At 55.3% G+C, this 26385-nt stretch carries 21 protein-coding genes; 12 read left to right on the top strand and 9 right to left on the bottom strand.

The features are described 5' to 3' along the window. Window positions 1-137: 137 nt before the first annotated feature. Window positions 138-446, top strand: coding sequence for a PA4575 family protein (locus HX793_RS16145; protein WP_016976784.1), 309 nt, complete (start codon window positions 138-140; stop codon window positions 444-446). 3 nt (window positions 447-449) lie between these two features. Here HX793_RS16145 and HX793_RS16150 read toward each other — a convergent pair whose 3' ends face one another. Then, a complete protein-coding gene (locus HX793_RS16150; protein WP_177095244.1) occupies window positions 450-2273 on the bottom strand; it encodes a hypothetical protein in 1824 nt (607 codons plus the stop codon). Between the two features lie 166 nt (window positions 2274-2439). Here HX793_RS16150 and HX793_RS16155 point away from each other — a divergent pair, with 166 nt between their 5' ends. Next, complete coding sequence (locus tag HX793_RS16155; protein WP_016976786.1) at window positions 2440-2928, top strand: TIGR00645 family protein; 489 nt, start codon at window positions 2440-2442, stop codon at window positions 2926-2928. A gap of 15 nt (window positions 2929-2943) precedes the next feature. Here HX793_RS16155 and HX793_RS16160 read toward each other — a convergent pair whose 3' ends face one another. After that, window positions 2944-4377 carry an ArnT family glycosyltransferase gene (locus HX793_RS16160; protein WP_177061543.1) on the bottom strand — a complete coding sequence of 478 codons (1434 nt, stop codon included), beginning with the start codon at window positions 4375-4377 and terminating at the stop codon, window positions 2944-2946. Window positions 4378-4493: 116 nt separating this feature from the next. After that, a complete protein-coding gene (locus tag HX793_RS16165; protein ID WP_177095242.1) occupies window positions 4494-5519 on the bottom strand; it encodes a hypothetical protein in 1026 nt (341 codons plus the stop codon). A 165-nt stretch (window positions 5520-5684) separates the two neighbouring features. Between HX793_RS16165 and HX793_RS16170 the strand changes: the two genes are divergently transcribed. The 3 genes from HX793_RS16170 to HX793_RS16180 all read left to right on the top strand — a co-directional run bounded on the left by HX793_RS16170 (window position 5685) and on the right by HX793_RS16180 (window position 9677). Beyond that, window positions 5685-6194 (top strand): sigma-70 family RNA polymerase sigma factor, encoded by a 510-nt coding sequence (locus HX793_RS16170; RefSeq protein WP_177004295.1) that lies wholly within the window; start codon window positions 5685-5687, stop codon window positions 6192-6194. Next, window positions 6191-7159: a DUF4880 domain-containing protein gene (locus HX793_RS16175; protein ID WP_177095240.1), complete on the top strand. Its 969-nt coding sequence runs from the start codon at window positions 6191-6193 to the stop codon at window positions 7157-7159. Before HX793_RS16170 ends, HX793_RS16175 begins: the two co-directional genes overlap by 4 nt. Before the next feature lie 109 nt (window positions 7160-7268). Further along, entirely contained in the window at window positions 7269-9677 is a 2409-nt protein-coding gene (locus tag HX793_RS16180; protein ID WP_177095238.1) for a TonB-dependent siderophore receptor, read from the top strand. 42 nt (window positions 9678-9719) lie between these two features. Here the strand turns inward: HX793_RS16180 and HX793_RS16185 are convergent, their stop codons facing one another. Together HX793_RS16185 and HX793_RS16190 are read right to left on the bottom strand one after the other, a co-directional pair. After that, complete coding sequence (locus tag HX793_RS16185; protein WP_177095237.1) at window positions 9720-9971, bottom strand: DUF6124 family protein; 252 nt, start codon at window positions 9969-9971, stop codon at window positions 9720-9722. A 1975-nt stretch (window positions 9972-11946) separates the two neighbouring features. Continuing rightward, entirely contained in the window at window positions 11947-12759 is an 813-nt protein-coding gene (locus HX793_RS16190; RefSeq protein ID WP_178905523.1) for a hypothetical protein, read from the bottom strand. A 159-nt stretch (window positions 12760-12918) separates the two neighbouring features. Here HX793_RS16190 and HX793_RS16195 point away from each other — a divergent pair, with 159 nt between their 5' ends. The 4 genes from HX793_RS16195 to HX793_RS16210 all read left to right on the top strand — a co-directional run bounded on the left by HX793_RS16195 (window position 12919) and on the right by HX793_RS16210 (window position 16084). Next, window positions 12919-14268, top strand: a complete 1350-nt coding sequence (locus tag HX793_RS16195; protein ID WP_177095232.1) for a hypothetical protein — start codon at window positions 12919-12921, stop codon at window positions 14266-14268. Window positions 14269-14346: 78 nt separating this feature from the next. Further along, window positions 14347-14526 (top strand): helix-turn-helix transcriptional regulator, encoded by a 180-nt coding sequence (locus HX793_RS16200; protein WP_177095231.1) that lies wholly within the window; start codon window positions 14347-14349, stop codon window positions 14524-14526. Between the two features lie 487 nt (window positions 14527-15013). Beyond that, complete coding sequence (locus HX793_RS16205; protein ID WP_010463639.1) at window positions 15014-15682, top strand: inovirus Gp2 family protein; 669 nt, start codon at window positions 15014-15016, stop codon at window positions 15680-15682. Window positions 15683-15928: 246 nt separating this feature from the next. Continuing rightward, the gene (locus tag HX793_RS16210; RefSeq protein WP_177095229.1) at window positions 15929-16084 is read left to right on the top strand and encodes a hypothetical protein; all 156 of its coding nucleotides are present in this window, start codon (window positions 15929-15931) and stop codon (window positions 16082-16084) included. A gap of 155 nt (window positions 16085-16239) precedes the next feature. Here the strand turns inward: HX793_RS16210 and HX793_RS16215 are convergent, their stop codons facing one another. Further along, window positions 16240-17313 (bottom strand): helix-turn-helix transcriptional regulator, encoded by a 1074-nt coding sequence (locus HX793_RS16215; RefSeq protein WP_010463635.1) that lies wholly within the window; start codon window positions 17311-17313, stop codon window positions 16240-16242. A 100-nt stretch (window positions 17314-17413) separates the two neighbouring features. Between HX793_RS16215 and HX793_RS16220 the strand changes: the two genes are divergently transcribed. From HX793_RS16220 to HX793_RS16230, 3 genes are all read left to right on the top strand, one after another. Then, entirely contained in the window at window positions 17414-18295 is an 882-nt protein-coding gene (locus HX793_RS16220; protein ID WP_177095227.1) for a hypothetical protein, read from the top strand. A gap of 75 nt (window positions 18296-18370) precedes the next feature. Next, window positions 18371-18733 carry a hypothetical protein gene (locus HX793_RS16225; RefSeq protein ID WP_230682624.1) on the top strand — a complete coding sequence of 121 codons (363 nt, stop codon included), beginning with the start codon at window positions 18371-18373 and terminating at the stop codon, window positions 18731-18733. An 81-nt stretch (window positions 18734-18814) separates the two neighbouring features. Then, entirely contained in the window at window positions 18815-19792 is a 978-nt protein-coding gene (locus tag HX793_RS16230; RefSeq protein ID WP_177095225.1) for a hypothetical protein, read from the top strand. Between the two features lie 338 nt (window positions 19793-20130). Here the strand turns inward: HX793_RS16230 and HX793_RS16235 are convergent, their stop codons facing one another. The 3 genes from HX793_RS16235 to HX793_RS16245 all read right to left on the bottom strand — a co-directional run bounded on the left by HX793_RS16235 (window position 20131) and on the right by HX793_RS16245 (window position 26326). Then, on the bottom strand, window positions 20131-20436 hold the full coding sequence (locus HX793_RS16235; RefSeq protein WP_010463627.1) for a hypothetical protein: 306 nt from the start codon (window positions 20434-20436) through the stop codon (window positions 20131-20133). Window positions 20437-20522: 86 nt separating this feature from the next. Next, entirely contained in the window at window positions 20523-23708 is a 3186-nt protein-coding gene (locus HX793_RS16240) for a UvrD-helicase domain-containing protein (RefSeq protein WP_177095223.1), read from the bottom strand. A gap of 2 nt (window positions 23709-23710) precedes the next feature. Continuing rightward, window positions 23711-26326 carry a PD-(D/E)XK nuclease family protein gene (locus HX793_RS16245; RefSeq protein WP_218178633.1) on the bottom strand — a complete coding sequence of 872 codons (2616 nt, stop codon included), beginning with the start codon at window positions 26324-26326 and terminating at the stop codon, window positions 23711-23713. Window positions 26327-26385 lie beyond the last annotated feature (59 nt).

The raw sequence follows: 26385 nt of genomic DNA on the forward strand, positions 1-26385 counted from the left end.
GGCCGTTGGTCCCTACAACCTTGGTTTGTCGTGGTTTTCTTCTATTCTGTGCTCAAGGGATATCCACAGGAGTCGCGGGATAGAAACAGCCTCGCCCCAGGCGCAGGTTGAACACCGATCTACCGAGGGTCGCCGCCATGCCGCGCAACCTTTGCCTTACCCGCCAGTGCTTCGGCCTGGTCACCCGTATCGAATGTTCCATTCGCCCTCTCGCGGGGGATAACGGGATGTGGACGTTGTTGTTTGCCGCCGGAATGACCGGTGAACAGCCTTCCACCATCAAGTCCCAAGGCCCGTTCCCCGGGCCCTTCGCGGCGGAAAATATTCTGGAATCCATCGTGGACAGCCTGACCCAGCACGGCTACGAGACGGCGGCTGACCCGCAGATCTGGTGCCTGCACATGCAGGCCCACCTGCGACAGCTTAATGGTGACACCCGGCACTGAACGCTATTTGCTTTCGGGCTTGTCCAGTTTGACCTCGAAACCGTATTGCACAGTGCTCAGGTCGGTGCGCTGGTAGCTTTCCAGAGTGGTCGGCTGGCCGTAGAAGTAATGCACGTCAAACATCGCCGTGCCGTACTCCTCGGCGCGGTGGCTGACGCCGAGGATTTCCTTGAGGTAATTGCCGCTGGCGTCCTTGGCGTAGAAACGCCAGCTGTCGGCGGGGAAGGCCTTCTGGTCCACGATCAGCGCGTTGTCCTTGAGTTCGAGTCCTTTGGGCAGCTTGCTTGCATCGATCTCGTTTTTATCGATGGTCGCCAGAAACAGCGGAATCGAACCCACCACAAAGGCCGGGTTTTCCGGGAACAAGTTGAGGTCGTAGGTGAGCGTGCCGCGTGCCGGGTTCAGCTCAAAGGCTTCGGTCGGCAGCTCGATCGGCTCGCCGCGCTCGCCTTTTTCGTCGGCGGTGAAAAAGGTCACCGGTGATTCGCTGCTGTTGCGCTCGCTGCCCACCAGGTCGTCATTGAAGGTGAACGGGTGGTCGAACACGATGTGCGCCGCGCTGGCGTCTTCGACCGACTGGCTGATGGAGACGCTGTTTTTCAGTTGGTCTTCCGTCATGCTCGCGTCTTTGAGCCAACTGGCGGCGCTGTCGTCATACACGGTGACCGGCATCGGCAGGGCTTGTACGGTTTTCTGCAGGCTGTTCTTGTCGAAGCGCAGCACCGGCAGGTCAAGGTCTTTGCGGGTGCGCGTGGCGGTGGAAAAATCCAGCACGTTGACTTGCAGGGTGTCGATCACGCCATTGAAGTACACCTTGGCGTAATGGCTGCTCTGTTTGTGTTCGAAGGCTTTTTGCTCGTCGGTCAGCTGTTTTTCGAACGCTTGCGACCAGGCCTTCTGCTTTTGCATCTCGGCCAGTTGTTTTTCGTAGAACGCGACCTGGGCGCTGCTTTCGTTGATCGAACCCGAGCGGGTAAGAAACTGCCCGCTGCTGTCCCGCGCCTGAGCCAGCAAGGGGTTGGGCGATTCGTCGCCGACGTTCGGTGCCAATGGCTGGCTGTTGGTCAACTCGATCTCGGCGTAGTTCTTTTCCAGCAGAACCAGGTTGAGGGTGATATTGCCTTCGGTGCGCTTGTGGCCCACGTCCTTTTTCGACAGATCAAAGGTCAGCACCTTGCCCGGCGCGACCACTTCAACGGTGCCCTTGAGGCTGACAGGCTGTGGCTGGCTCTTGTTTTCCGTCTCGATGCCCTCGATGAACGGGTAGGTCACCGTCAGGTCGTCGGGGTTGGTCAAGTTGGAGCTGCTGGGGCTCAGTTGGATGCCCGGATCGGTTTCCGACCATTCCGGCTGGAAGGGGATGACTTTGTTGTTGCTTAAGGTGACTGACTGCCATTCCAGCCCGTGGGGGAAAGGGAATTGGTCGGGGACGTTGAAGTTAAAGGGGAAGACCGGCTGTAAATCCGTCAAATAGTCGGAATGGGAGGTCTTGCGCAGTACGAACAGGCCATTGATGTAGGTGTCCACCAGCGCCTGGGGCGTGGGGTAATGCTTGAGCAGGGCGAGGGTGTCTTCACCGTATTCGGCTTCGATGGGCTTGGTGGCGAGCTTGACCCGCGCCCGCTCCAGCAACAGCAGCGAACCACCCAGGTCGGCGACGGCGTCGCGCAGCTTGGGGTCCTGGATGCTGTCGAGGGACTGTTCGAACTTGGCGGTTTTCTCTTCGAGGGTGGTCTGCTTCTGTTCGTCGCCGGGGGAGCAACCGCCAGCCAGCAGCAATGCCGCGCACAGGCCGATAGTGGCCAAAGGGGATCGCACATCCATCATCTGAGTTTTTCCTGTCCGACGTCATCGAGCCGAGTTGTTATTGGGCTCGACACTAGCAGAAAAATTCTCTTACAGATGCCGCACAGGTCAGTTTTCTCGCGGTTACAGCTGTCTTGTGGTGGCTGGTATACTCGCCGCCATTTCTAGCCTAGCTGTGTGAGATCCAATGGAACGCTTTATCGAAAATGCTATGTACGCCTCGCGTTGGCTGCTGGCGCCTATTTATTTCGGCTTGTCCCTGGGGTTGCTGGCGCTGGCGCTGAAATTCTTCCAGGAAGTGATTCACCTGCTGCCGAGCGTGTTCTCGATGGCCGAGTCCGAGCTGATCCTGGTGTTGCTGTCGTTGATCGACATGGCACTGGTCGGTGGCTTGCTGGTGATGGTGATGATTTCCGGCTACGAGAACTTTGTCTCGCAGCTGGATATCGATGAAAGCAAAGAGAAGCTCAACTGGCTGGGTACCATGGATTCTTCGTCGCTGAAGATGAAAGTGGCGGCCTCCATCGTGGCGATTTCCTCCATTCACTTGCTGCGCATCTTCATGGACGCCAAGAACGTCGATCCGCAGCACTTGATGTGGTACGTGATCATCCACATGACGTTTGTGATCTCGGCATTTGCCATGGGTTACCTGGACAAGGTCACCAAGCACTGATGCCCCGCTCCAGCCTTACTGCTCGACGAAGTAGTACGGCTGGCGGTTGATCGACATCTGCTTGATCACCTTCACCGGGGTGGCCAGGTCGTTGGTATGGTCCAGCAACGCAACGTTGCCGGGCTTGGCGCCGAGGTAGCTGTGCAGTTCGGCCTCGGTTTTCAGGATCGGCAAATAGGCCTGCAGGTAGAACACGCTGGCCCCGGCGATGCGTTCGTTGGGCTGGAACAGCGCCACTTCCTTGCCTTCGTCCTTGTAAGCCTGAGCCTGACTGATCACTGGCACGAATGACTGGCGCACGTCGGCTTTGGGCGCGAACCAGAAGGCGGCGATCAGGTAGCAACCCACCGCCAGGGTGAATACGCCGCCCACCACGCTTCTGTGATGTTTGTGCAGCGCGGGTTTGTGGGTTTTCAGCCAGTCCAGCAGCACCCGTGCGTATTCCGCAGCCAGTACGGCGGCGGCTGGGGTGAGTGCCATCAGGTAAACGGTGCGTTTGCTAGATGCCAGGGTCAGCAGGGTGAATTGCGCCACCAGCCAGATGCTGAAGAACAGGTGGTAGCGATTGCGCACCAGGCTTTTGCGGAAATGCCACAGACCCAGGTACACCAGAATATTCCACGGCAGGAACGCCTCGGGCAGCTTGGCGATGTAGTAGTAGAACGGCTCGTAATGCCCAGCCTCGACAAACGAGCCGCTGAAACGGCCGACGCTGTTGGTCAGCAACACTTCGGACACCGCCTGCATGCCGCCGCGCTGGAACAGGAACCCCAGCCAGATCACCAGCGGCACCAGCGCCAGCAGGGTAAACAACGCTGGCTTGAGCCAGTTGCCAATCTGCAGGCGTTTATCCATCAGGCTGGTGCTGGCCAGGTACGCGAAAATCACAATGCCCGGCATAGCCAGGCCCAGTACGCCTTTGCTGAGGGTGGCGATCACCATTCCGCCGGTAAACAGTGCCCAGGCGCCTGTGCTGGAGCCCTGGCGATCAGGCCGCACGGCCTGGTAGAACGCCAGCAGCGCAGTGGTCACGCCGAGGGTGAGCAGCGAATCCTCACCGACGCCACGCGCATTGCTCCAATAGCTGGCCATGGTCGCCAGGATCAACGCGGCGCTGAACGCCAGCGTCTGCGGACGCCCGAACCGGCGTAGCATGGTGTAAAGCAGCATCACGCTGAATAAACCGGCGAATGCCGAGGCCAGGCGCACGGCCCAGGTAGTGCCGCCGAACAGGCGAATCGCCCCGGCGTCGAGCCACAGGCTCAGGGGTGGTTTTTCCAGGAAGGGCTCGCGAAACAACTGGGGCACTACCCAGTTATTGTCCAGGTGCATGGCCATGGCGATCCCGGCGACGCGGGCTTCGGTGGAGCCTTGCAGCTCATGGTTACCCAAGGCAAAGAAGAACAACAGACCAGCAAGCAGAAGCAGCAGGGGGACGGGACGCGTCATGGGTTGTGGCTACCAGGGCAGGAGGACCGTCCGGGGGAACGGTCATTGCAATGGGCTAGTATCCGCGGACGTTTCTGAATATTTCGTGAACGAGTGTTGGATTTTTGTAAGGTCGGTCAGGGAGCCCTCAAGCTAGGCAGTGCGGCTTGACCTTGCGGGCTCAGCACCGGCTGCAGTTGCTCCCAAGTGAAGCTCAGCTCGTTATCGCAGCCATCGCCCTGAGCGGGTGTCGACAGTTGCAGCCCTTGGGTGTTGAAGCTTAAGTCGAACGAGGAATAGCTGGTCACGGCTGGGCATCCTTCGTCCGTGGTGGTCTGCTTGGCCAACCAGGTGCTGAAAGCGGCCGGCAGTTTGACCTGGCCCGAATAGGGCGTGTCCCATTGCTCATGGCCGCCCAGCCACGTCCAAGGGTCGACTTTTTCACCGGTTTGCAGGTTCCAGCTGTGCAGGCCCCAACTGATTCCCCCGCGTCCGTAACCCGCCGACCAACGATAGAACCGTACGGTGATCCAGTGCGATGACCAATAGAACGGTTCCACCGTGATCTCGCTGGTCGCGGTGCTGCCGCCCTGGTCCAGTGAGTTACGCCGCTCTCTATAAAAATCGGTCTGACCATCCGGGTTGATGGCCATGCGTGCGAGATCCCGGTTGATCTTATCGATGGCTTCCCCATCGCCTTCGAGTTTCAGGATGACCTGCCCGCCTTGGGTCTTCACCTGATAGGCGTGTTCGGCGAAGGTCTTCTTCTCGACCTTCACCGCAGGCGGCGTGGCCTCAAGCGGGTTGTTATAGGTGTCGCTGGCACAACTGTCCGTGTCCGCGCGTTTGAGCATCAGCGCCAGGCTTTTACCGCCGATGGCTTTGCTCCAGCTGCCGGTCAACGTATCGCCTTGCGGGTCGTCCAACTGCCAGAAACCGGTTTGCCCTTCTTCCACCCAGGGCTCGCTGGCGTTGGCTTGGGTCAGTTGAATGGGCGTGAGAATGCGTTGGTAGTAATAACTGCCATTGGCGCCGTGGGCTCCATTGAAGCAGACGGTAATCGCGGATTTGCCCAAGGTGCCCGTCCAGACACCGGCCAGGTCGGCGGCGGTGGCAAGCAGTGGAGTGCAGGCGAGGGCGAGAGCGGCGAGTGGCTTGAACACGGGTATCGGACTTCCGGATGTCTGATAGAGGAGAGCAGGGTAATGGGAAGTGCGGGGGAGTCCAAGAGGGCAGGTGCCACGCTCAGTAAGAAACTCCTAACCTGTCTCTAATGAGAAGTATTATCATGTGTGTCTTTCCGCAGCCGTCCCCTGGATATCACACCGATGGCCTCATCTTCTTCTGCCCATCAGGTCGTGGGCGAACTCTACGCCCAACACCACAGCTGGGTGGTGCAGTTGCTGCGGCGCAAGTTGGGCGGGCAGGAGCAGGCCCTGGACCTGGCGCAGGATACCTTCGTGCGTATCTTGAGCAGCGGCACCGTGCCGATTTTCCGTGAGCCGCGTGCCTACCTCACGACGGTCGCGAGCCGTTTATGTGGGCAGTATTTCCGTCGCCAGGCGCTGGAACGCGCCTATGAGCAGTCGCTGACGACCCTCGAACCCGAACACATGCCTTCGCCGGAAACCCGCTTGCTGGTACTCGAAGCGCTGGATGCCGTAGGCCAGGTGCTGGACGGGCTGGGCAGCAAGGTGCGCGAGATTTTCCTGCTCTCGCAGCTCGATGGCCTGACTTATCCACAGATCGCCGAACGGATGGACCTCAGCGTGAATGTGGTGCAAAAGGCCATGCTCAAAGCCTATCGCCACTGCTACCTGGCGGTGTACGCGGCATGAATCGCTTCAAGTCCGCCAACGATCAACCCTTGGACGAGCAGGTGCTGGACCAGGCCCTGAACTGGATGGTCGCCCTGCAATCCGGTACCAGCGGCGCCGCCGAGCAGCACGCCTGCCAACAATGGCGCAACGAGCACCCGCAGCATGAATTGGCCTGGCAGCGTTTGGCCGGGCTCAGCCGCGACATGCGCCTCAATACCCACGCGCTGCCGGCGCCAACGGCCCGGCAGTTGCTGCACGCACGGGGTGTTCCATCGCGGCGCACCCTGCTCAAGGGTTTCGCCGGTCTTGGCGTGGCGACTGCCCTTGGCCTGAGTGTGCGTGAGCGCGTTTTGCTGCCGGAGTTGTTCAGCGATTACCACACCGCCACCGGGGAACGACAGCGCCTGAGCCTGGCCCCTGCTGGCGAATTGCAGTTGGATGCCCGCACCGCTGTGGATGTGCGTGATGCCCGGTTGACCCTGAACCTCGGTCGGTTGTTGTTGACCACCGGCCCCCGCGCCGACACCGCGATCCAGACGGTCAATGGCTGGGTACGGCCGTCGGCATTGTCGCGATTGGTCCTCAGCCACGACCTGCCACGTCAACCGGGCACGCTCGTGCAGATGCTTTCAGGCAGCGCCTCTGTCGAACCCTTGCACGGCGTCAGCACCCGGCTCGGCATGGGCGAGCAAATGAGCTTCAACCGTCTTCAGAGTGGGCAGTCGACAGCCGTGTCATCGACTGCCGACGCCTGGACTAAAGGCCTGTTGATCGCCGAACGCATGCCGCTGGTCGAGGTGCTTGAGCAGCTCGATCGCTACCGTCGCGGCGTGCTGCGCTGCGATCCCGCAGTGGCGCGCTTGCAGGTATCCGGCTCGTTCTCGCTGGATCAGCCCGAGGCCAGTCTGGACCTGCTGGCCAAGGTGTTGCCCGTGCGTGTGCAACGGGTGTTTGGCTACCTGACCACGGTCGTGCCGGCCTGACCTGAAATTATTTTTACATCGCGTGGCAGGTTTTTTCGTCTCGAGCATCAAGACAGGTAAGACGCAGAAAAAAGCGTCCACCCAACCCTTTCACGACAGGACAGTCTTTATGCTCAGCCGCGTCAGCGCCTTGCGCACCGTTATCCTCGGTTTATCGGTGGCAACCGCCAGTCACAGTGTCATGGCCGCCACGGCGGCGCCCGCCCAGGAACAATCCCAGCCCCAGGCGTATGACATTTCGCCCGGCAGTCTTGACCGTGTGTTGGGGGCGTTTGGGCAGCAAGCGGGTGTGATGATCGGTATCGATTCCGCGTTGGCTGCCGGTATTCAGAGCAAGGGTTTGAAGGGCAGTTTCTCTGTGGATGAAGGCCTTGAGCGCTTGCTGGCCCCTGCGAATTTACAGGCAGAACGTGAGCCGGGCGGCTATCGCGTGGTGGCCAAACCGGTCTCCCAGGACGGCAAGGTGGAATTGCAAACCACCCAAGTCAGCGCCAACCAACTGGGCACTGTCACCGAGGGCACTGGCTCGTACACTCCTGGCACCATTGCCACGGCCACGCGGCTGGTGCTGACGCCACGGGAAACCCCGCAATCGATCTCGGTGGTCACCCGCCAGGTCATGGATGACTTCGGCCTCAAATCCATCGACGACGTGATGCGCCACACGCCGGGCATCACCGTGTCGACCTACGACACCGAGCGCACCAACTATTACTCGCGCGGTTTCTCCATCGAGAACTTCCAGTACGACGGCATACCGACCCTGCGTGATGCCCAATACTCGGCAGGCCAGACCATGACGGACATGGCGATCTACGACCGCGTTGAAGTGCTGAAAGGTGCCACCGGTTTACTCACCGGTGCCGGCGGCCCTGGCGGCACCATCAACCTGATCCGCAAGAAGCCTACCTCCGAGTTCAAGAGCAGCATCGAACTGGGCGCGGGCTCCTGGGATAACTATCGCTCACAGGTCGACGTCAGCGGCCCCCTGACCGACACCGGTAACGTGCGCGGTCGCGCGGTGGCGGCCTATCAAGACAAAAAGTCGTTTCTGGATCACTACTCGCGCAAGACCAGCGTGCTCTACGGCATCCTCGAAGTCGACCTGACCCCGGACACCCTGCTGACCCTGGGCGCCGACTACCAGGACAGCGACCCCAAAGGTTCCAGCTGGACTGGCACCCGTACCATCTTCGACGCCACCGGCAACAAGCTCGACCTGCCGCGCTCCTTCAACAACGGGCCCAAATGGGGCTCATGGCAACAATACAGCCACACCGTATTCGCCACCCTGGAACACAGCTTCGACAACGGCTGGGTCACCAAAGGCCAGTACAACCATCAGGTCAACGGCTACGACGCGCCGCTGGGCTACATCTCCCAGGATTCTGCGACGGCGAGTTCGATCTATGCCGCCAAATACACCGGCGACACCACCAGCGACAGCCTGGATGTCTACGCGTCGGGGCCGTTCGAGCTGTTCGGGCGTGAGCATGAACTGGTGATCGGCCAGTCCGTTTCCAGCTCACGGTGGAAGGGCAAGGACTACCGTAATCCCGTTTATTTCGGTAACTCCTATGACTTCTACAACTGGCACGGCGAGGCCATTGAGCCTGCGTGGGGCAAGGCCTCCCGGTTCAGTGATGAAATCACCCGCCAGACCGGCACCTATGTCACAGGCCGCTTCAGCCTGACCGACGCGCTGCATCTGCTGCTGGGCACGCGGGTCGCCAACTATCAGGTCACCGGCACCAGCGACACCGAAGAAAGCGGCAAGGTGGTGCCATACGCCGGCCTGACGTACGACTTCAACGAAAACCTCACCGCCTACGCCAGCTACACCGAAATCTTCAAGCCGCAGACCCAGTATCGCGATCGAACCAACACCATGCTTCAACCCGACGAGGGCAAAAACTACGAGATAGGCCTCAAGGGCGAATTCTTCGATGGCCGCCTGAATGCCAGCCTCGCCTACTTCGAAGTGCACGAAACCAATCGCCCAATCGCCGATACCGTCTGGAACTCGCAGCCCGCCGTCGATTACGCGTACATGGGCACCGAGAGCAAAACCAAAGGCTACGAAGCCGAAATCTCCGGCGAACTCGCTCCAGGCTGGCAGTTGCAGGCCGGTTACACCCACAAGATCGCCCGCGATGCCGATGGCAAAAAGGTAGCGACCTGGGAGCCAGAGGATCAGGTCACCCTCTACACCAGCTACAAACTCCAAGGCCGCCTGGACAAACTCACCCTCGGTGGTGGCACACGCTGGCAGAGCGCGGGCTGGCAAACCGTGCGCAACTGGGGATATCCCGGTGGCGGCCGCTCAGAAAAATTCACCCAGGACCCATACTGGCTGGTGGACGTGATGGCGCGCTATCAACTGACCCAGAACCTGTCGGCCACACTCAACGTCAACAACCTGTTCGACAAAAAGTACTTCACCAACATCGGCTTCTATGACTCGGCGTATTACGGCGACCCACGCAACGTGATGGTCACAACGCGTTGGGATTTCTGAGGCAGATGACAGCAAAAGGCCGAGTTTCCTCGGCCTTTTTTGTTATCGGAATGCTGGTGTGTCTTGGGTGAGGACCAGTACTCGCTCTACCAACAGTTCGCTCAGCACGATCAATTGCTGGCTGGCCAGCAGCTTGTGACGGCTGGCACCTTCAAGTTCGAAGGCCAGGTCGGTGGTCATGGCGTTGAGTGAGGCGAGGGTTTCGCTGGCTTGGATCAGCAGGGTTTCGGGGGAGATGTCTGGAGCGAGGGTGAAGAGGGTTGTCGAGGGTGGATTGGGGGTGATCTTTTTCATGGCTGAAACTCCTTGATTGATGGAGTCGCCAGACATCGCTGCTAAACGAAAAGGGTGGCGACTGTACGCGGGTTAGCAGACCAGGAATCAAGGAACCCGGCGCACCTGAAAGTGCCCCACGCACAGCCGCCATAATACGAACCAGCAGATGCTGAAAGCATCGCTAGAACGAATGGTGGCTTTGCAAGCCTTGATAGTAAACGAGCTGCTAAACCCGGTCGCTGATTTTGCAGCGACTGGAGGAGGCTATCTGCGTGGGGGGAGTTGCACCAGTTCATCAGTGGCGCGATAGGTTGAAGGAAAATTCTGAGGGTTCATCCTGTCGGGATTTCCAAGCCCCAGAAACCACAAAACCCGCACTAGGCGGGTTCGGTTGATGCTGAAGTGGTGGGCCGGGGTAATCTGAACAGGTGTCATAATTTGTTGATTTTAAAGCAAAAAAACAAATTGATATTCTTTGTGGAATACTATTTGGAATACCGCTCTTAAGGACATTGATAACCCAGGGCGGCTGTGAAAGGTGACTTAGGCGCGGCCCCACCGACAAGCTCCTCTCAGCTAACAGCTGTTTCTTTTTCACAGGGCTCGAACACCGGCGAGGTCCGTTGAACAAATTTTAACCTGAGCCTTGGGGAAGGTTGTCAGCGCCACCTCCAGTCCAGAGGTCGGCTCCCCAGGTCAGTACCCGGTGTCTGCGAATCAGTTGTTCAGAATCGCTGTGCGCAGTAGTGCGATTTTAAGTACGCCTTAATCAATAGTGCTGAGGCACTTAGGATTATGAATTACATATCGAAGTGGATCTTCATCTAACAGTGATGATGAGTCGTTCACGCTCTAGAAAACAGCGCTCAAACTGCCAGATACAGATGATCTAGAAACTTTGAAGTATTGCGAAGCATTGGTTTTTCAAGGACGCTCCTCATGCGGTAGGTACGATCTTACTTAGCACACCTACGAATAGCTTTTCGCAGTTGCCGGGCTGGTGACTTCGATACTCAAAAAATACTCTTCAAGCCTGCAGAGTCCAAGAAGGATTTAGTCCTCATTTACCGTTATCTGGAATTGTTCCTACCGGTACAAACGACCAAGGGTGGGTACCCCACTAGACCTAACCAGCCTGTATGAAAAGCAGGTTCGGAAATTATGATCGAAACTCAGTTGTACATGATTCTTATGGTGAATAATATATAAATTGCCCTTGAGTTCATGGAGCTCATCCGCGAGTGGATCGCATAAGTAGCCCCGTACTGAAGGAGTTTCCTGCAGCAACATCTGAAGTTGGCGCAAATCGACGTACCGATGAACTTGACTACCTATTCCAGGGCAGTAGGGTTAAGGCAGAAATGTTGCCCCTTCATGGGTATCAAGTTGTAATCAATGGTCAGCCTTAGGAGTGGCGTCTGGAGGTGCTGGGTGACGTAATAAATCTTGGCCTTAGTGTATCCCAATTCTCCGAGTCCTATCGTCAGGAGTGGGGTGCTGGCTAGCACGATAGACTGTTGAAAATGGCCAACATGATTTCGATATTTTTCCGAAAAACTAAACTCTCACCGGTGTACTACAGGCGGAAGTTCGAGAGCGGGAGTTGAACTGTTCTTATGCTCACGATCAGCACTATGGCACCTGTCTGAACTACCAGCCTTTTGCTTTTCATCGTGCCTTAGATCAAATACCAAATCTCGCCATGATCCTGGTATTTTGAAGGTTGCTATGATCTAAATTTCCGCAGTACTTCGTTTAACTTTCGCGCCATGGACTGCTTCATTTTGAGTGTAAAATGGTTAGCTCGGCTAGTTGTCCGGTTGCTGTTTAATGCTTTTCAGGTTTGCTTCTAGTATGTAATCATGCATCTGCATCTGCATCTATAGTTCTATCTCTTGCAGCTTTATATAGCCATTCCTGGAGTTGGATTCATAATGATCGCGAAGTTATTCAGGTTGCTATGAAGGTTGTGGTATTTCTCTGAAAGGGGGTTTTATATTTTTTCTGAATGATCTTCTGGTTTGGTGTGGGGCGGCTGATGAGATGTCGTCGCGGATTCTTGTTGGCGTTTTTTTGTTAATTCAGATATTGAGGAGATGATGTCTATGATCTCTTCATCACTCTTGTCCTTGTCCTTGTCCTGTATCTGGCTCTGGATTTTTGGTTTTATTAGTTTTCTATATTTTCTTATGTCTTCGGCGTCAAAAATGGAGTTTGTGCTTAGTAATGTTGTTTTTCTTATATTAAAAAGTTCTTCTATTTTTTCTTTTGGTGGGGTTGGAAGTGTGTGATGGTCAGGCGCCAGGGTTTCAATCTGAAATTTTAGTTTGCAAATTTCGGTTAGGGTTTCGCTTAGTTTTGAAGCGAGTATGGATGCTGCGTTCCGCTCATTTCTTAGACTTTTAAGGTTGTCCTCGTTCAGAGTCCTTGCTTGACTCTTGTATTGCTCTTTTATTTCGAATCCACTCTGAATTAACCATTCCAGGGTTTCAGTAATAGTGGCGTTTCTTGATGATGCCAAGCTTTTCAGCTTTCGCTTTGCTAGAAGTGAAATTATAAAGTTGTTCGCTTGTCGCCCGTCTTTGCTTTCTCGGAGTTTTTTCTGGCGCCAAGCACCTTTCATGTTCTTCAGAAGCTCTCGTTTTTCGCTATTCTCAGGCCAGTTCTCAGGCCATCTTACAAGTTCGTCGTAGGTGGTTTGTTTGGATATGTCTGCCCCCTTACCATTCAAGTATCGAATGGCCCATTGCTGCATGTCTGGGTTGTTCCTTTCTATCCATTCAAGTCTTTTTTTTTGCTTTTCCAAGGCATTCCCCGCTAATGCGTTTATTACAGTAAAAGTTATTTTTATATAGGTCGTTACGGAGTGACGTTACGGAGTAGCATACGCTTCTCTGATTGTGCTTGAAATAGGGTGTTTTTCTGCGATTTAATGGCTGCTTTTCTAGAGGGGTGGAGGGTAGTGGTGCACTGCATTCTGTTGGGTCTTGGATTGGCTGGGATTAGCCCAGAAGCGAAGTTTGTCCTCGTAAGGCTCGTGCAGCTGTACGGGGTGGGCGAGTCGATCACGATCGGGGTTAAGGAGTTAGCCAAGGTTTCAGGTGCCACGGATCGTGTGGTATCTAGCGCTCTGTCTGAATTAGTGGCGGAAGATCTTTTGATCTGCACCCCTATCGTCATCGGGCGGGGACGTCCTAAGAGCGAGTATCGAGCTTCGAGTAAGTTAGCCAGATTGCTGGAAAACTGGAACGAAACGTCTAATGTGATAAATCGATCGAGAATCGATCATTTGCTGCATGCTGCGGAAGAGCGTAAGGGCAGTCTTAGTGTTTGTAATCGATTGCTACTATCCACCCTGCTTCTTTACGCCGATCAATTTGGGATTGTACGAGAAGTCGGAGTATCCAAGCTATCCAAGGTGACCGGCCTAAATCGAGAGAGAATAAAGGCACAGGTTCACAAGCTTATCGCTTTGAGGGTAATGAGAGGGGTGATTCCTGGGGTTACAATGTCTGTTGTATTGGGTGTTTCAAAGTCGGTTTATTTTATTAATTTTAATCATGATGTTTTCCCAGAAGGCAGTTCGGGAACGGTTGTGCTGACTGCTATTTCGAACGCCAGTGTGGGTGTCGGGGAGTGTAATGAGGTCGGAGCTCTCATTGAGTCGGCTAAAATAGGTAAGTGGCTTAGGTTTGAGAGGTACAAGAAATTTTTTGGAATGCTGCCGGATGGCGATCGATTTAATTCTTTGGCAAGATTGTTTTCTTCTTTCGCCAAGAATGGCGAATCCCCAAGAGTGCTCCAAGTTAGATTGGAGGAATACGCGTCGATGCTGCTGTCCAAGCATTGGAAAGCTTTTGAGGTAGGTGAGTTTAGGTCTGATGATGAATTGCTGATGCGTATTAAGAAGGGTTTCAGTCAGGGGGTGGGGTCAGGGCAAGATCCGGAAATTGACAACCTGCTAGGTGAGCTGTTTTTTGAGTTCATTTATGAAATTGTTGTTCTGATGGCTCGTCGCGTCCAAGGTGTGATATTAAGTGCTAAGGGATTTCCGTACGAAATTGCTGGGCTGCAGATTCTGCCGAGTTTTGACCTCGGTGGATATTTTGGTCTGTTCTCTTTTGGTCGGTCGTTGTTAATTGTTCCCCATCAAGAGTTTCGAGCGGGGGAGTGTTATGTCATGAATAGGAACATCCATGGCGAGCCTGTGTGTGAGAGATTTTCTGACGAGGTGGAACTCTCCGAAGAGGATCGTTATCGTTTTGGTCTGCTTACTAAGGTTCATACTCCAACACGCTATCGATATCGAGGGTAAGACATTAGGAAGATTGGTGGTGGGCAGTAAAACTTTATCGGCTTCCCAGATCCTGTGTACGGATTTGAGGAGTTGGTCATGCGCATACTACGAATGAAAATGGTTGTTGAGATAACAGGTCTGGCCCGGTCGACGGTGTATAAGTACATTGCTGAAGGGATATTCCCTAAGCCCATTACGCTGGGTGGTCGAAGTGTCGGATGGGTAGAGTCTGAAGTTTTTGCGTGGATTCAGGCTAGGGTAGCAGAACGCAATTAGGGTTGATTAGCATGCTTGCGATATCTGGTCTTGCTTTTTAGATTTCATTTGCTTTCAATGAAAACATCATGCCCGGTTGATTTCCGGGCATGATGTTTTTTTGCCGGACCTTTTGGTTGTGTTGGTTTCCTTGGTCCTGAACAGGAATGTTTAACTTCCCCTTGTGTTTCAAGTGATGAGTTTTTCGGTGCGGGTAATATGCTTTAGTGTTTGCATTGTTACCTTATAATAACTCAAGTCTATCATGTATGTAGAGTGTGAAGCATATTGAGTCATTAGGTTAAGGGCATAGATACCCCTTCAAAGGGTATCTGTGATGGTTGTCTCATCAATGCCTAGTAAATGGCAGTATGGCATAGGTAAACGTCATTGGTGTTGTTGGATGTATGAGCTACTCATTGAAGTCTGGCTCAATGGGCTATGTTGAACGTGTAAATAACTACCGAGCTGACTGAAGATATGATCTTCAGTAAAGTAGGTAGTAACCATGCTTCGTTTCTCCGAAAATCGTAATCTTCGTTTGTACTCAGCAGCTACGTTTCAAGGCCTGCCGATAATGGTTGAAAAAGGACCTTTTATACTTGGGTACCTTGAAGCGCTGAATCGCACCATTAACCTTGCCCTTGATCAGTATCCTAGGGTGATTGCATTCAGGGTGGACCTTCGTCTTTCGCGTCTGATGGGGTTTCCAGATGACGCTTTGTCAAATCGTGTGATCAGTAGGTTCATCGAGTCGTTCAAAGCAAAAATTGAGCATAACCGTGATAAGGCGCGTGAGCAGAACAAGTACGCCCATGACTGCAGGGTGCGTTACGTCTGGGCGAGGGAGGTGGGCTGTGGAGGGCGACCGCATTACCACCTGTTGATTCTGCTGAACAGAGACGCCTACTACACAGTAGGGCGATTGCAGCCACAGAGGCCCAACATGATCAGCCGTATGCAAGAAGCTTGGGCCAGTGCACTGAAGTGCGAGGTTGAGCAAGTGCGGGGCTTGGTACATATCCCGCCTAACGCAGAATTCCGAGTAGATCGGAATGTCCGGCCAGGGAATGTGGATCAGTTGCCTGAACTGTTTCGACGCGCGAGCTACCTCTGCAAAGCTGCGACAAAGCGTTATGGCGATGGATCCCATGGCTTCGGATGCAGCCGGGGGTAAGCTAATGGTTTAGCTGATCATCACCATGGTGGCGTTCGATCCAGTGTTGTTTGTTTTCCTCACGGCCCCGGCGTCAGTGAAAGCAGGCGCGCGTTGTTAGTGTGTCCAGAATGGCGACATATCCTGAAGATATATCCACTTGATGTGGTCAGGCGCGGAGCCAGCCGGTCACGGATGACCAACCTGACGGGCCTCGGATCGACGTCGGACAAAGGAGCATCGAAATGGAACTCACCGGCACACGCAGTGCAGCGTCGCATCCGTATGCAGCAGATCGAATGGCTGATCGCCTATGGGGGCCACACCTATAGCCAAGGCGCGGGGGAGTACTTCTTCGACTGGGGGCATTTCCAGCAGATGCTGCTAGACCTGACGGCCATGGAGCAGGAATTGGTCGACTAGGAACGGAATAGCTACGTGGTGGTGAAGGATAATCAAAATCCTCACCGTAAGGTATCGCTAGGGGGCGATACCACCATTTCAGTTAGGGAACCATCCTAATTGGTGATGTGGTTGAAACCCTCAGCCAACATTACATCAAATCTGTGGCCAGGCAATTAATCGCCAGCGTATACACTCGCTGCGCGACGAAGAGTATCGCGCACGTGCGCTCGGATTAACGGGGGCTCGAGCACTTCAATATCCCCAGCATTGCTGAGCAGGAACAGGCGTAGGCCTTGGGTGTCGTGGAGAGTGCAACTCAAGTCCCACTTGTCATCGGCGTATTGCACTACGACCTGGTCTTCAGCCAACGGGTTCTCGGTAAGCCGATTTTGCAGGTTGGGGCCAAGACGTAGTTTGAGTTGTACGGGGTCATCGCCGTGTATTGTCATGAGGTGCTTTTGGGCTTCAAGCGAATTGACGTCGTAGTTTTCCGGGTCAGCTATTTTTAGCCAACTCGCTTTGACCTCTACCATTCGATGCAGCATGAGGGCGCACATCGTCTTGGGACCGTTGCTGCTGTACTTGCCGCGGCGGGTGTTTGGTGAAGGCGTATGCCCCTCCGGCCATTGCTCCTCGAGCACGTATGCCGACAGATAGACGTTTGAATCCTGATATGAGAGGGCCAAGGGTTTGAGTAAGTAGATGCATTCGACGCCGCTGGCGTCTCTTGGCAGGTAGGTCACCTCAAGCGAAGCATCGTCCAGAATGGCCTGTTGGATTCTGGTTAGGTGTGCAGGATCATATTTACCTGGCCTGAGCAGCGTAAATCGGGTCCCAGTAGTGATTCGCTTTGTCCACACATGTGTTCGCGTGGAGCGCTTCGTCATTTCCGTGGTTGCGTATTCGCGTAAATCGACAAGTTGTTCTGTGTGGGCCTTGAAGCCGAAGCGCTCTGCGTGGTCGAAAATAGCTGCCAACGTCATTGCCTCTGTGGGGGAAAGCGTCAAGTCGAAGCTGCCACGACCGGATTTCCAGTATTTTGATTTTTTATCCGAGCCAGCGTCACCTTTGGCTACAAACTCGGCTGCGGTCAGAGCCTGGAGGTCACGCAGTGTGGTTTTTATATGGAGACTGGAATCATCGAACCACCGACATAGTTCACTGTGGATATCCGCCGTCGACATAGACTTGCCATAGCGTTGGAGGATTTTGCGCAAAGTGGTGCGGCGTCGGTGATGATTGATCATGGCAGAAGCTCAGGGACAAAAAGTGGGTTTATCTGCTGGGACTATGTTCTGGCTGGCAAGCAATCCTGCGACTACAAGCGCCAGCCCACAGGAGCATTTCATGAACAGCCAAACCTATCTAGCCCTTCCCCACGTTTCTGGATTCATCCGCTGGCTGGCCTCTGAGCTCAATTCTGAGTCGTGTTTCAAGCACCAGTACGTCAATCGTCGTAGCGGTGAGAAATGGACATGCAGCAGCCTGTATAACGCCTTTGAAAACTACCATTGGAATCACCCGGGTAATGCCCGCTTAGGATTCAATCCAGGCGTATGTTCCAGCAGCAACGGGATCGCTTTGTCCGCCTTGCGTCAGGATCTGGTAAGCGCTACCGGAAGCGACTCACACACTCTTGAGGCAGCCGTCGACGTCATGCGCTGGGGCGGCGTTATGGCCCGCAATGCGGACTGGCTGAAGGCGAATAATGTGGGGCTTGGCCGAATGCTGCAAGGCGTACAAGCTGCGATAGTTGCCGGCGACGATCAGGCACCTGTCTTGCGTTCGAAAAGCCTTCGCTTCAATTCTGGGATGACCAAAGTTTACTCCTTGCTCTGCAAGGACTTCATCATCTACGACAGCCGTGTTGCGGCAGGTCTGGGCTGGTTGGTCGTGAAGCATTGCCAAGCGCATGGGCTGTCCAAGGTACCTGAAGCGCTGTGCTTCCCTTGGGCAGCTGCCAAGGAAGGAGAAAATACGCTTGCTCCCAAGCGCCGCGACCCTGGTACCGGCGGGCTTAAGTTCAAGGGCTTGCGCTCAGGCCACCATCACGCGATGTGGAATATGCGCGCCAGTTGGGTACTGAGTGCGGTCCTGGCGCATCCAGACGCCGCCGGCAGCCGTTTCCATGTGGTTCCCTCTCCGAATGACCCGCTGCGCGCACTGGAGGCGGCACTCTTCATGATTGGCTACGACTTGGGCGATCAGCGTCCAGCTTTTGTGGCTTAAAACCTGGTCGACAACTTCCTCCCCTTTGCTTGGCGGGGAGGTCATTCTGAATGAGTGAGGTACAGGATGCGTGACATGAATCCGTTGCAGGCTTTGATTATGCAGCTCGCCGCTGACGGAATCAGCGCTGGTGACTTGAGAAAGGCCGTGATGCAGGCATACCCAAATCTTTGTGATGCGAAGTATCAATCCACGTTATTTGGCCTGCAGGAGGCCGATAGCCTTATGGGCCAGGAAGTGGGCGGCGAGTGGTGCTTCACAGCAATCGATAAAACTGACCCGGACTACCCTCACCCGGAGTACAGCGCTGAATTCGCCGAGAAGATCTTGGCCGCATCATGCGGGGAATTTGTAGAGATCAGCGCAGATGATTTGCTGGCTCAACTGGACGAGATGCTGGCAAAGGCACGCGCCAAGAAACCGGACACAGGACCGTAAAACACCCCGCAGCCCAGTATTCAATACGGATGCGGTGTTTAACGAGCATCAACTGTGTATCAGTCTGCAAGGGGTGTCTTGATGGACATCAAGTCCGATTTTGTGTCCGTCGAACGTGATGAGTTCGATGGTCTCACCACGATTCAGCACCTGCGTCACTGCCGGTATCGTTCTGGCAAGAATGAAATCACCTTCTCGTGGCGCCGCAATATTCGTCCTGCTTCAGACCGCATGATTCTTGATGTTGAGATAAAGACCTCGCGCCCGGGCGGCTGGCTGCCCTCTCAATTGACCTTGTTGGTCGATGGTCGGCGGATCGAGTTGAAGTACCTGACGGGCAAAAGCAGCGAATTTCGAGGGGGGAGCTTCTTCGAAATCGGTATGTTTTTCATCGAGCCATCTGAAAAGGTTCTTCGCTGCCTGTGTGATGCCAAAGTACTGAAGCTCAAGCTTCAATCTGACGAGAAAAATGAGCACACGGTTCTTCCGGACGAGTTTTGTGCCCAACTACAGTTGCAGGCTCAGCAGTTCTATAACAACGCTTTCGATGGTGACGAGTATTTGTCAGCCGTCAGTGGCGTAGCCGTACGGACAGAAGACACAACGTTCGCTGAACAGAATGCCAGCCGCGAGTCGCGCTATCGGCAATTGTGCAAATATCGACTGCTCTGGGCTGTACTCTGGGGCAGTTTTTTTGGTGGGCTGTGCGTGCTTGGCGCGTTCGAGATCATCACGTTCTCGGTCAAGTCGACGGACCAGTTGATCATCGCTGGAGTGCTCAGCGCCTCAAGCTGGCTAATTCCCCATCTTCAGATCCTTTGGATCGAACACCAGAAAAACAAAGAGTGTCCCAGTTGTCACCATAGAGCGATAAAGATGGTCCGCTATCATGAGGCGGTTTATCAAGTCCGATCCGTGGAGCGTCTTGTCATCGACAGATTGACAGGGCAGCGCAAGTCACGGCAGGTGACCGTGACGGACCATGAGGTGACGCAGGATTTCGAGTGCAAGGACTGTCGGCATCTATGGACGCGAAGCCATATTGCTCGAGGTCTCTAAGACATCCTGTCAATGAACGGCATCGCTAGGCTCGGATCTGATTTCGGCTAACGACTCATCTTGTCGCTCCCCGCTGTAGTCTGGAGTAAGTGCCCACAGATTGAGGAGTTTCTATGGTCAGGCCAGTGCGTCCTTTCACCATGCGTTGCAAAGATTGCGGTTGGAGCCAAACGGTTGTCCCGCTCAGTGATGTCTTGCGATTCGAAGACTGTCCTGAGGTTTGCCCGCGTTGTAAAAGTCGGGATGTAAAGATGGAACAAGCCACGGCCCTGGAAGTGGCCGTGGCAAAAGTAAAGCGATTATTTGGTTAGTCCTGAGCCTGAAACTTTGCCTAGCGGCTATAGCGCACCATTCAGTTCTTTTACTTTGTATACGCCAGGCTTGACTCGCAGGTACTTTGCTTCGGCACCCTGTTCGACATTGTAGCCGCCGACTCCCGTCTGCTCGTCCTGCGCGTAGTTGGCGATGGTCGTCCCGATCGTCGATTCCATAAAGAACTCGAATCCGATCCGATATTTTTCAACCAGCTTCTGCTCTACAGAGCACATGACCCGACGACGTTCGCTAGTCAGTTCCTGCACTTCAAAGGGTTCGCTCAGCGCACCGTTGTGAACTTCCAGCAGGATTGATTCATACAGCGTCATGGTTTTTTTCCTAGTGATGTCAGCGGCCGAGATCAACCCGACCGCCGGGATTGGTCGTTTACGCGAATGTGGAATCACGCCGGCGGCTAAAAAACCTGAATCGCTCCCGCGGCCACCGGCAGAAAGAGCCATGCGGCGATGACAGGCCGCCCCGATGCCACCTCAATCGCTTGGGCGTAAGCATCAAGCTGACCCGCATGTTCCTCGGCCAATCGCTCCCACTGGGCTTCGGGCGCCGGGTTGGATTTGTGGTCAATGAGCACCCAGCCATCTTTTGTGTCCAGCAGAAGATCGATCCGACCATTGAGCACCTGACCCGAGCGCAGCAACTGTTGCACCGGGTATTCAGCCATGGCTTTGGCCGCTGGCCATTGGGATTCGATCCAGGCGTGCAAGGCCAATTGCTGTGCGATGACCTGACTGGCATTTACGTGCTCGTGCACTGCGTGGCTCTGCAACAGGTCCTGCACTTCGTCTAAGGTGAGGGGGCAGTTGGGGTCAGTGAATGAAAGGCACAAACTGGCATGAATGGCCGTTCCCAATGCACTCATTTCCGGGCTGCCTTGTAATGCGATCCGAGTGCCGATCCGGCATGTATTGCGGCCTGCGGTGCTGGCGCGAGCGCCACCGTTGGACGGTTGAAAGCCCAGTGGCAAACGAGACTGGATCACTTGTACCGGGGCAAACCAGTGCAGATTCTGTTCAATTACCGCCACGGGCACAGGTGAATCACTGGCAGTGAGCGTTTGGCAATCGGCGCGCAGTTCTTTTCCATTCGACAGTTTCAAAGTCGACAGCCCGGGAGGTGTCATCAACCAGGGTGCCTGGACAGTGTCGAGCCACTCTCCTGTGATTTTTCTACTCGAACGGGCAATGACCAGCAGGTCTCGGGCGCGGGTCATGCTCACATAGAGCAGGCGTTTTGCTTCTTCAACGGCTTCAGCCCGGCACGACAGGCCTATGGCGGCTTGTTCGAACGTTTCGCTCAACGGAACCGTTTTCTGTTTGCCCAGCGGCCATGGCCAGTAGCGGATAAAGCGGTCATGCAACGGTTTATGTGGATCGAATGCGCTATTGGACTGAGCCGAGACTGACCATAACCGGTCGCTGATATCGCGTGCCAGATCCATCAAAATCACGACCGGCCATTCCAGACCTTTACTGGCGTGATGAGTCATCACTTGAACGGCATCCAGCGCAGGAGTGGCCAGTGCATCGTTTTTGGCGTTGGCGATTTCGTCCAGCCACAACAACAGCCCGGAGATGGATGCCGCCCCTAATCCATTTCGGCAGAGATCCTCATATTGCTGCGCGAGATCGATCAATGCATCCAGGTTGGCCAAGCGCTTTTGCGCCAGCGCTGTCGTGGTTGACCAGACGCTGACACGTGTTGGTAAATCGCACTCGGCGATCAGCCGTTGTAATGCCTCTACCGGTGTTAGCACTGGCAGATCTGTGCGCAGTTGTGCAACGGCCGCCACAAGTGGGTGTTGCGAATACTCGCCGAGGCTCAGTTCACGCCACTGCGCTTTGGGGTGTCCGGCATTGAGGTAACGCAGGCGCTCGGCAACCCAGCTTTCCGGTCCTTCGGTTTCGGTTAACGAGATGATCTGTGCTGTTGCCAGGGTATCGGCTGGGTCGTTCAATCGGCGCAAACACGCCAGTGCCAGAGTTGCCTCTGCGGTTGCCAGCAGTCCTGGTTGTGCTGTGGAACAGGGGATGCCCAGAGTAGCGAGGGCTGCTGTTACTTTCGCGACGTTACTGTGGGAGTAGCAAAGCACAGTGATATCGCCCAAACGCACCGCTCGGGCTTCCTGGCAGGTTTTATCGAATACCTGATAACGGCTAGCCAGCAGTTGGCCAATCCCCTCGGCCAATGCGTTGACTTGCAATTCGGCATTTTTGCCGTCCAGTACCCAATTGGCGAAGGCAGGGCCGGGTAGTTGATCCGTACGGGTTGGTATCAGCTCAACGTCCTTTGTTTCCAGGCTATTGGCGAAGGCCTTGTTGAATACATCATTCGCCAGTTCGACCAGTTCGGTACGTGAGCGCCAAGAGTGAGGCAATACCTCTTTTTTGCCACCCATATCGGGCAATGCCTTGAGGATGGCTTGCATCAGCGCACAGTCGCTGCCCCGAAAACCATAAATCGCCTGCTTGATATCCCCGACCCAGTAAACCTTTTTGGCAAAGCGTGAAAGCTTGAGGAAAATCGCCAGCTGCATCGGGCTGGTGTCCTGGAATTCGTCGACCATGATTAAGTCGAGCTCGTCCTCGAGCACCTGCGCAACGGCTGGGTTGTCCAGCAACTTGAGCAAGGCGTGTTCCTGGTCGGCAAAGTCCAGTACGCCAAACTCACGTTTGCTGTGTTCGTACACTTTCAATACATCAATGGCCAGGCCGAAAACCTGTTCGAGGTAGGCGCGGATATCGCGATGCAGATCCGGGTGTTCGGCATAGCGGCCAATGGTTTCAGAGAGGGTTGTTACCAATGGTTTGAGCTTGGCCTCAGGGGCTTCCTTCGCCAGTTTCGCCCAATCACTCCAGCGAGCGTTGTCATGCTGCAGTTCATACTGGAAGCGGGTGAGCAACGCTATGTAGCCTTCAGTGTTCTTTTTGTCGCTGTTGGCTGCCTGTAACAGAGCCAGCACCTCGGGAATGCTGTGCAGCAACTCTCCACTCAAGTCGGTTTTGGTCGGTTTGGGGAAATGCTTCAGCATGTCGTCGGCATTTTGGGTAGCAAAACCACGAGACAGTTCAAGATCAATGTCATTGGTGCGCAACTGATTCAGAAGCTTGCGCAGCTCATCGCGCCAATTGGTATTGGCAAAGTCGCCCTGTTGATATGTGTCTTCAAGGCCCAGGCGTCGGGCGACAGCGAGTAGATTATCCAGGCGCTCACCATCAAGGACCCGGTCAACCGCCTTGTTCAGCAGCAGGGCTGCCTGGTTTTCTTCCAGCACACGTTGCTCGGGCGGCATGCCGGCTTCGAATGCAAAGCGTTCAAGCAATTGCCCGCAAATACTGTTGACGGTACCGATACGGGCCTGGCCCATGGCGGTGGCCAGGTTGATTTGACCCTGCTTGAGAAGGTGACTACGGACCCGCTCGCGCAGCTCGGCAGCTGCTTTTCGGGTAAAGGTCGTGGCGATCACCCCCGAAGGCTGGACCTGCTGATCGAGCAACTCCTGGTGCAGTATTTCAGTAAGCCGGTGGGTTTTGCCGCTGCCGGCGCCAGCACTGATAAAAGTGATGTGTGCGGTGGTCTGCATTGTCATTGCTCCCATCCGGCCAAGGCCAGGTAGTCGTTGTAGGCTTCATTAAGGTATTCCATCGGCATCGCGTGATCGGGAGGGATCGAGTCCTCATCCTCTTCAATACTTTGCAGGGCAACCTCAAACAGCCCCTCTGCCTGTTGCGCCTGCCGCCACTTCCAGGCCTCGGTAAAGCTGAGCCACAGTTGTGGCGTTGAGCTTGGCGGATTGGCAGGCACCTGCTCCGAATCTCTGAAGGTATGGTCATCCGGGGTCAGCAGGCGCGCGGACTCAAGGATAAAATAGGCTACGGATGGCCATGAACCGCTGTCCTGACGTAGCAACTCGGCATAAATCGCCAGCTGCAGATGGCGGTTTGCCTTGAGCTGCTCCGGGTATTTCTTGCCTCCCGACCACTTCATGTCGACGATGGCACGATGTCCTAACGCAGTGGTCAATACCAAATCAGCAGAGCCACCCAATGCGCCACCCTCGAAACGACCGGCCAGCTCCTGCTCAGACGTTACGACCGTGATGCCAGCATTGAGTAAGTGCGATCGCAGTCGAGTCAAAGCACGCAGCGCACGATGGCGCAGTGTTGCCAGGTCGGCACCGCGTCCTTCCATCAGCAACACCGCGCCTTCTTCACATACCACACGGGGGAAGTGGGTCGAGAACCAGCTGTTAAAATCTGTGGTGCTCATGCTCAGCGCGTCCGGCCGAGTGAAAAAATGTTCAGCCAGGCGATGGGTCAACGAACCATAGAGCAAAAAACCGTCGCTCAGGCTCTGGCTTTTGGACGCCTGAATCTTGGCTCCGTATTGCAGCAACCATTGATAAGGGTTGAACAGCAACAGGTTGAGGCTCGAGAAAGACGCTTTCTCAGGCGTATAGATCGGGATGTCGGGTGGCAGGCGCCACCAGCGTTTGCGCAGTGGCAGTGGCGCCGATGCTTGGGCTTGGCAAAGCGGGCCGGGGGTATGCAGAAGCTCCTCGAGAATATGCACCTTTGGCTGCTGCACAACGGCTTCGATCATTTGCCAGAGCGGGTGGCTTTCCTCCCGTGGTGGCGCGAGTACCAGTATCAGCCGGCAGTTTGCTGCCAGGACTGGTCGCAGCCAGTCACGGGCTGCTTGAGTCAGCAGTGTGGCACCGTCCGGTAGCGCCACCCCGGCATCGGCCAATTGAATGCGTTCGGCCTTGGACCAGGGCGATAGGGGCGGTAACACCGGCATGCTCAGGTGCCACCAGATCACTGTGTCGGCTTGCTCAATGGCCGCACCTGGACGCGAGACGCTCAAGTGGGCGCCGACTTGTGCGGCCAGCAATGGATTATCCACGCCGCTGGCTGTGGCTTGCTCGATGACCTGCTGCAACTGCCGCGGTTTTAACCGCTCCACACCTTGAAGATGCAAGGTCTTGAGGGAGTCTAGTGCCGCTTCACACTGAGCATAACCTGCCTGAGCCGCGAATCTATGCGCGGGCTCTTGGTGCCCCAGGCGTGCTTTAAAAAACTTCAACAACCGTTCGACACGTACCAGCACCTCACTGGGCGCCACACCGTCGTCAGTCGTAAAAGTGGGCATATTCAGCCACTCGTCAATCGAGGCAAGTACGTCGGGCGCATCTGCAGCGTAATGCGCTGCGATTTCCTCCAGTGCATCCTCCCACTTGCTCCCGACGACGCCGGGTGAGCTTGCTATTTTGGTTGCCAAGCGCCGACGTGCAAACAAACGAATCGGGCATATCGAGTGGGTCAAAAACTGCAGGAGTGCCGGATAGTTGGCTGGTGCCCAAAGCAGCTCCATGGCGAGTGGCAATACCTGCAGGGCAGGGCGCAGATTGCTGCTGCCATTGAGGCCATGGCGAGCCTGGCCGGCACCGATAAAATGACCATCAAGACAACCACCCACGCCACCCGTCACCAGCAAGGTGGGGGTGTCCTGGCCCAGTGAGCGGCTCAGCCAGCTGGCGGCCAATGCTCGAGTTTGCGCTTGAACAACTTGCACTGTGTCATCTTCTTGCCATTGAATGGGCGTGACCTCTAGACCGGCAATGCTCTGGCGCAATTGCATTTGCAACTGCCCCAGAAAACCTTGCGCCGTACCCTCCGGTATCTCCAGGCGCCCGTTAGGCAGGTGATTCAGCACCATTTGCCAGGCAAGTGGATAACACTCAAAAGCGTCAGCCAAAAGCACGGTCTTGATCGGGGGGCGACGAGAGTCCAACGCCTTGGCAACATTCTCCAAGCGCTGTCCCATGGAAGGGGCGACCTGCACGCGAGCTTGAGTCTCGATCTCGGCAAGGTCTTTCAAACGTTGGCTGGCGTCGGCACCGACGCGCCCATCCCAACCGTGCAAATACAAATCATCCCGCCAGGCCAGCAATGCAGCAGCCACCCCCAATTCATCGGCGGAAAAACTGGCATGATAGAAGCGCAGTGGGTTATTGCAGTGCGCCAGGCAATCGCGGTATGTGGCTGTACGTTGTGCCGCACAAGGCTGACGTGCCACTAGGCCCAGCTGCGTCTCCAGAATATCCAGCAGTCCCTGTGGCCCGACGGTCAACGCCCCTAATCGATTACTGGCTCGGGTTGCCCGCTGACCATCGAGTTGCATGCCGAACGTGATAAGCATTTCTGACACGTTGACGCTCCTTGTGAACGCTGGTGGTTCAACGCACCGTGATTGGCACG

It is taken from the genome of Pseudomonas reactans (assembly GCF_013387025.1).
Lineage (GTDB): Bacteria > Pseudomonadota > Gammaproteobacteria > Pseudomonadales > Pseudomonadaceae > Aquipseudomonas > Aquipseudomonas reactans.

What these genes read in the sequence shown, in the direction of transcription:
- HX793_RS16145 (WP_016976784.1), top strand. Translation starts at nt 138, where the DNA reads ATGCCGCGCAACCTTTGCCTTACCCGCCAGTGCTTCGGCCTGGTCACC.
- HX793_RS16150 (WP_177095244.1), bottom strand. Translation starts at nt 2,273, where the DNA reads ATGATGGATGTGCGATCCCCTTTGGCCACTATCGGCCTGTGCGCGGCA.
- HX793_RS16155 (WP_016976786.1), top strand. Translation starts at nt 2,440, where the DNA reads ATGGAACGCTTTATCGAAAATGCTATGTACGCCTCGCGTTGGCTGCTG.
- HX793_RS16160 (WP_177061543.1), bottom strand. Translation starts at nt 4,377, where the DNA reads ATGACGCGTCCCGTCCCCCTGCTGCTTCTGCTTGCTGGTCTGTTGTTC.
- HX793_RS16170 (WP_177004295.1), top strand. Translation starts at nt 5,685, where the DNA reads ATGGCCTCATCTTCTTCTGCCCATCAGGTCGTGGGCGAACTCTACGCC.
- HX793_RS16175 (WP_177095240.1), top strand. Translation starts at nt 6,191, where the DNA reads ATGAATCGCTTCAAGTCCGCCAACGATCAACCCTTGGACGAGCAGGTG.
- HX793_RS16180 (WP_177095238.1), top strand. Translation starts at nt 7,269, where the DNA reads ATGCTCAGCCGCGTCAGCGCCTTGCGCACCGTTATCCTCGGTTTATCG.
- HX793_RS16185 (WP_177095237.1), bottom strand. Translation starts at nt 9,971, where the DNA reads ATGAAAAAGATCACCCCCAATCCACCCTCGACAACCCTCTTCACCCTC.
- HX793_RS16200 (WP_177095231.1), top strand. Translation starts at nt 14,347, where the DNA reads ATGCGCATACTACGAATGAAAATGGTTGTTGAGATAACAGGTCTGGCC.
- HX793_RS16205 (WP_010463639.1), top strand. Translation starts at nt 15,014, where the DNA reads ATGCTTCGTTTCTCCGAAAATCGTAATCTTCGTTTGTACTCAGCAGCT.
- HX793_RS16215 (WP_010463635.1), bottom strand. Translation starts at nt 17,313, where the DNA reads ATGATCAATCATCACCGACGCCGCACCACTTTGCGCAAAATCCTCCAA.
- HX793_RS16220 (WP_177095227.1), top strand. Translation starts at nt 17,414, where the DNA reads ATGAACAGCCAAACCTATCTAGCCCTTCCCCACGTTTCTGGATTCATC.
- HX793_RS16225 (WP_230682624.1), top strand. Translation starts at nt 18,371, where the DNA reads ATGAATCCGTTGCAGGCTTTGATTATGCAGCTCGCCGCTGACGGAATC.
- HX793_RS16230 (WP_177095225.1), top strand. Translation starts at nt 18,815, where the DNA reads ATGGACATCAAGTCCGATTTTGTGTCCGTCGAACGTGATGAGTTCGAT.
- HX793_RS16235 (WP_010463627.1), bottom strand. Translation starts at nt 20,436, where the DNA reads ATGACGCTGTATGAATCAATCCTGCTGGAAGTTCACAACGGTGCGCTG.
- HX793_RS16240 (WP_177095223.1), bottom strand. Translation starts at nt 23,708, where the DNA reads ATGCAGACCACCGCACACATCACTTTTATCAGTGCTGGCGCCGGCAGC.
- HX793_RS16245 (WP_218178633.1), bottom strand. Translation starts at nt 26,326, where the DNA reads ATGCTTATCACGTTCGGCATGCAACTCGATGGTCAGCGGGCAACCCGA.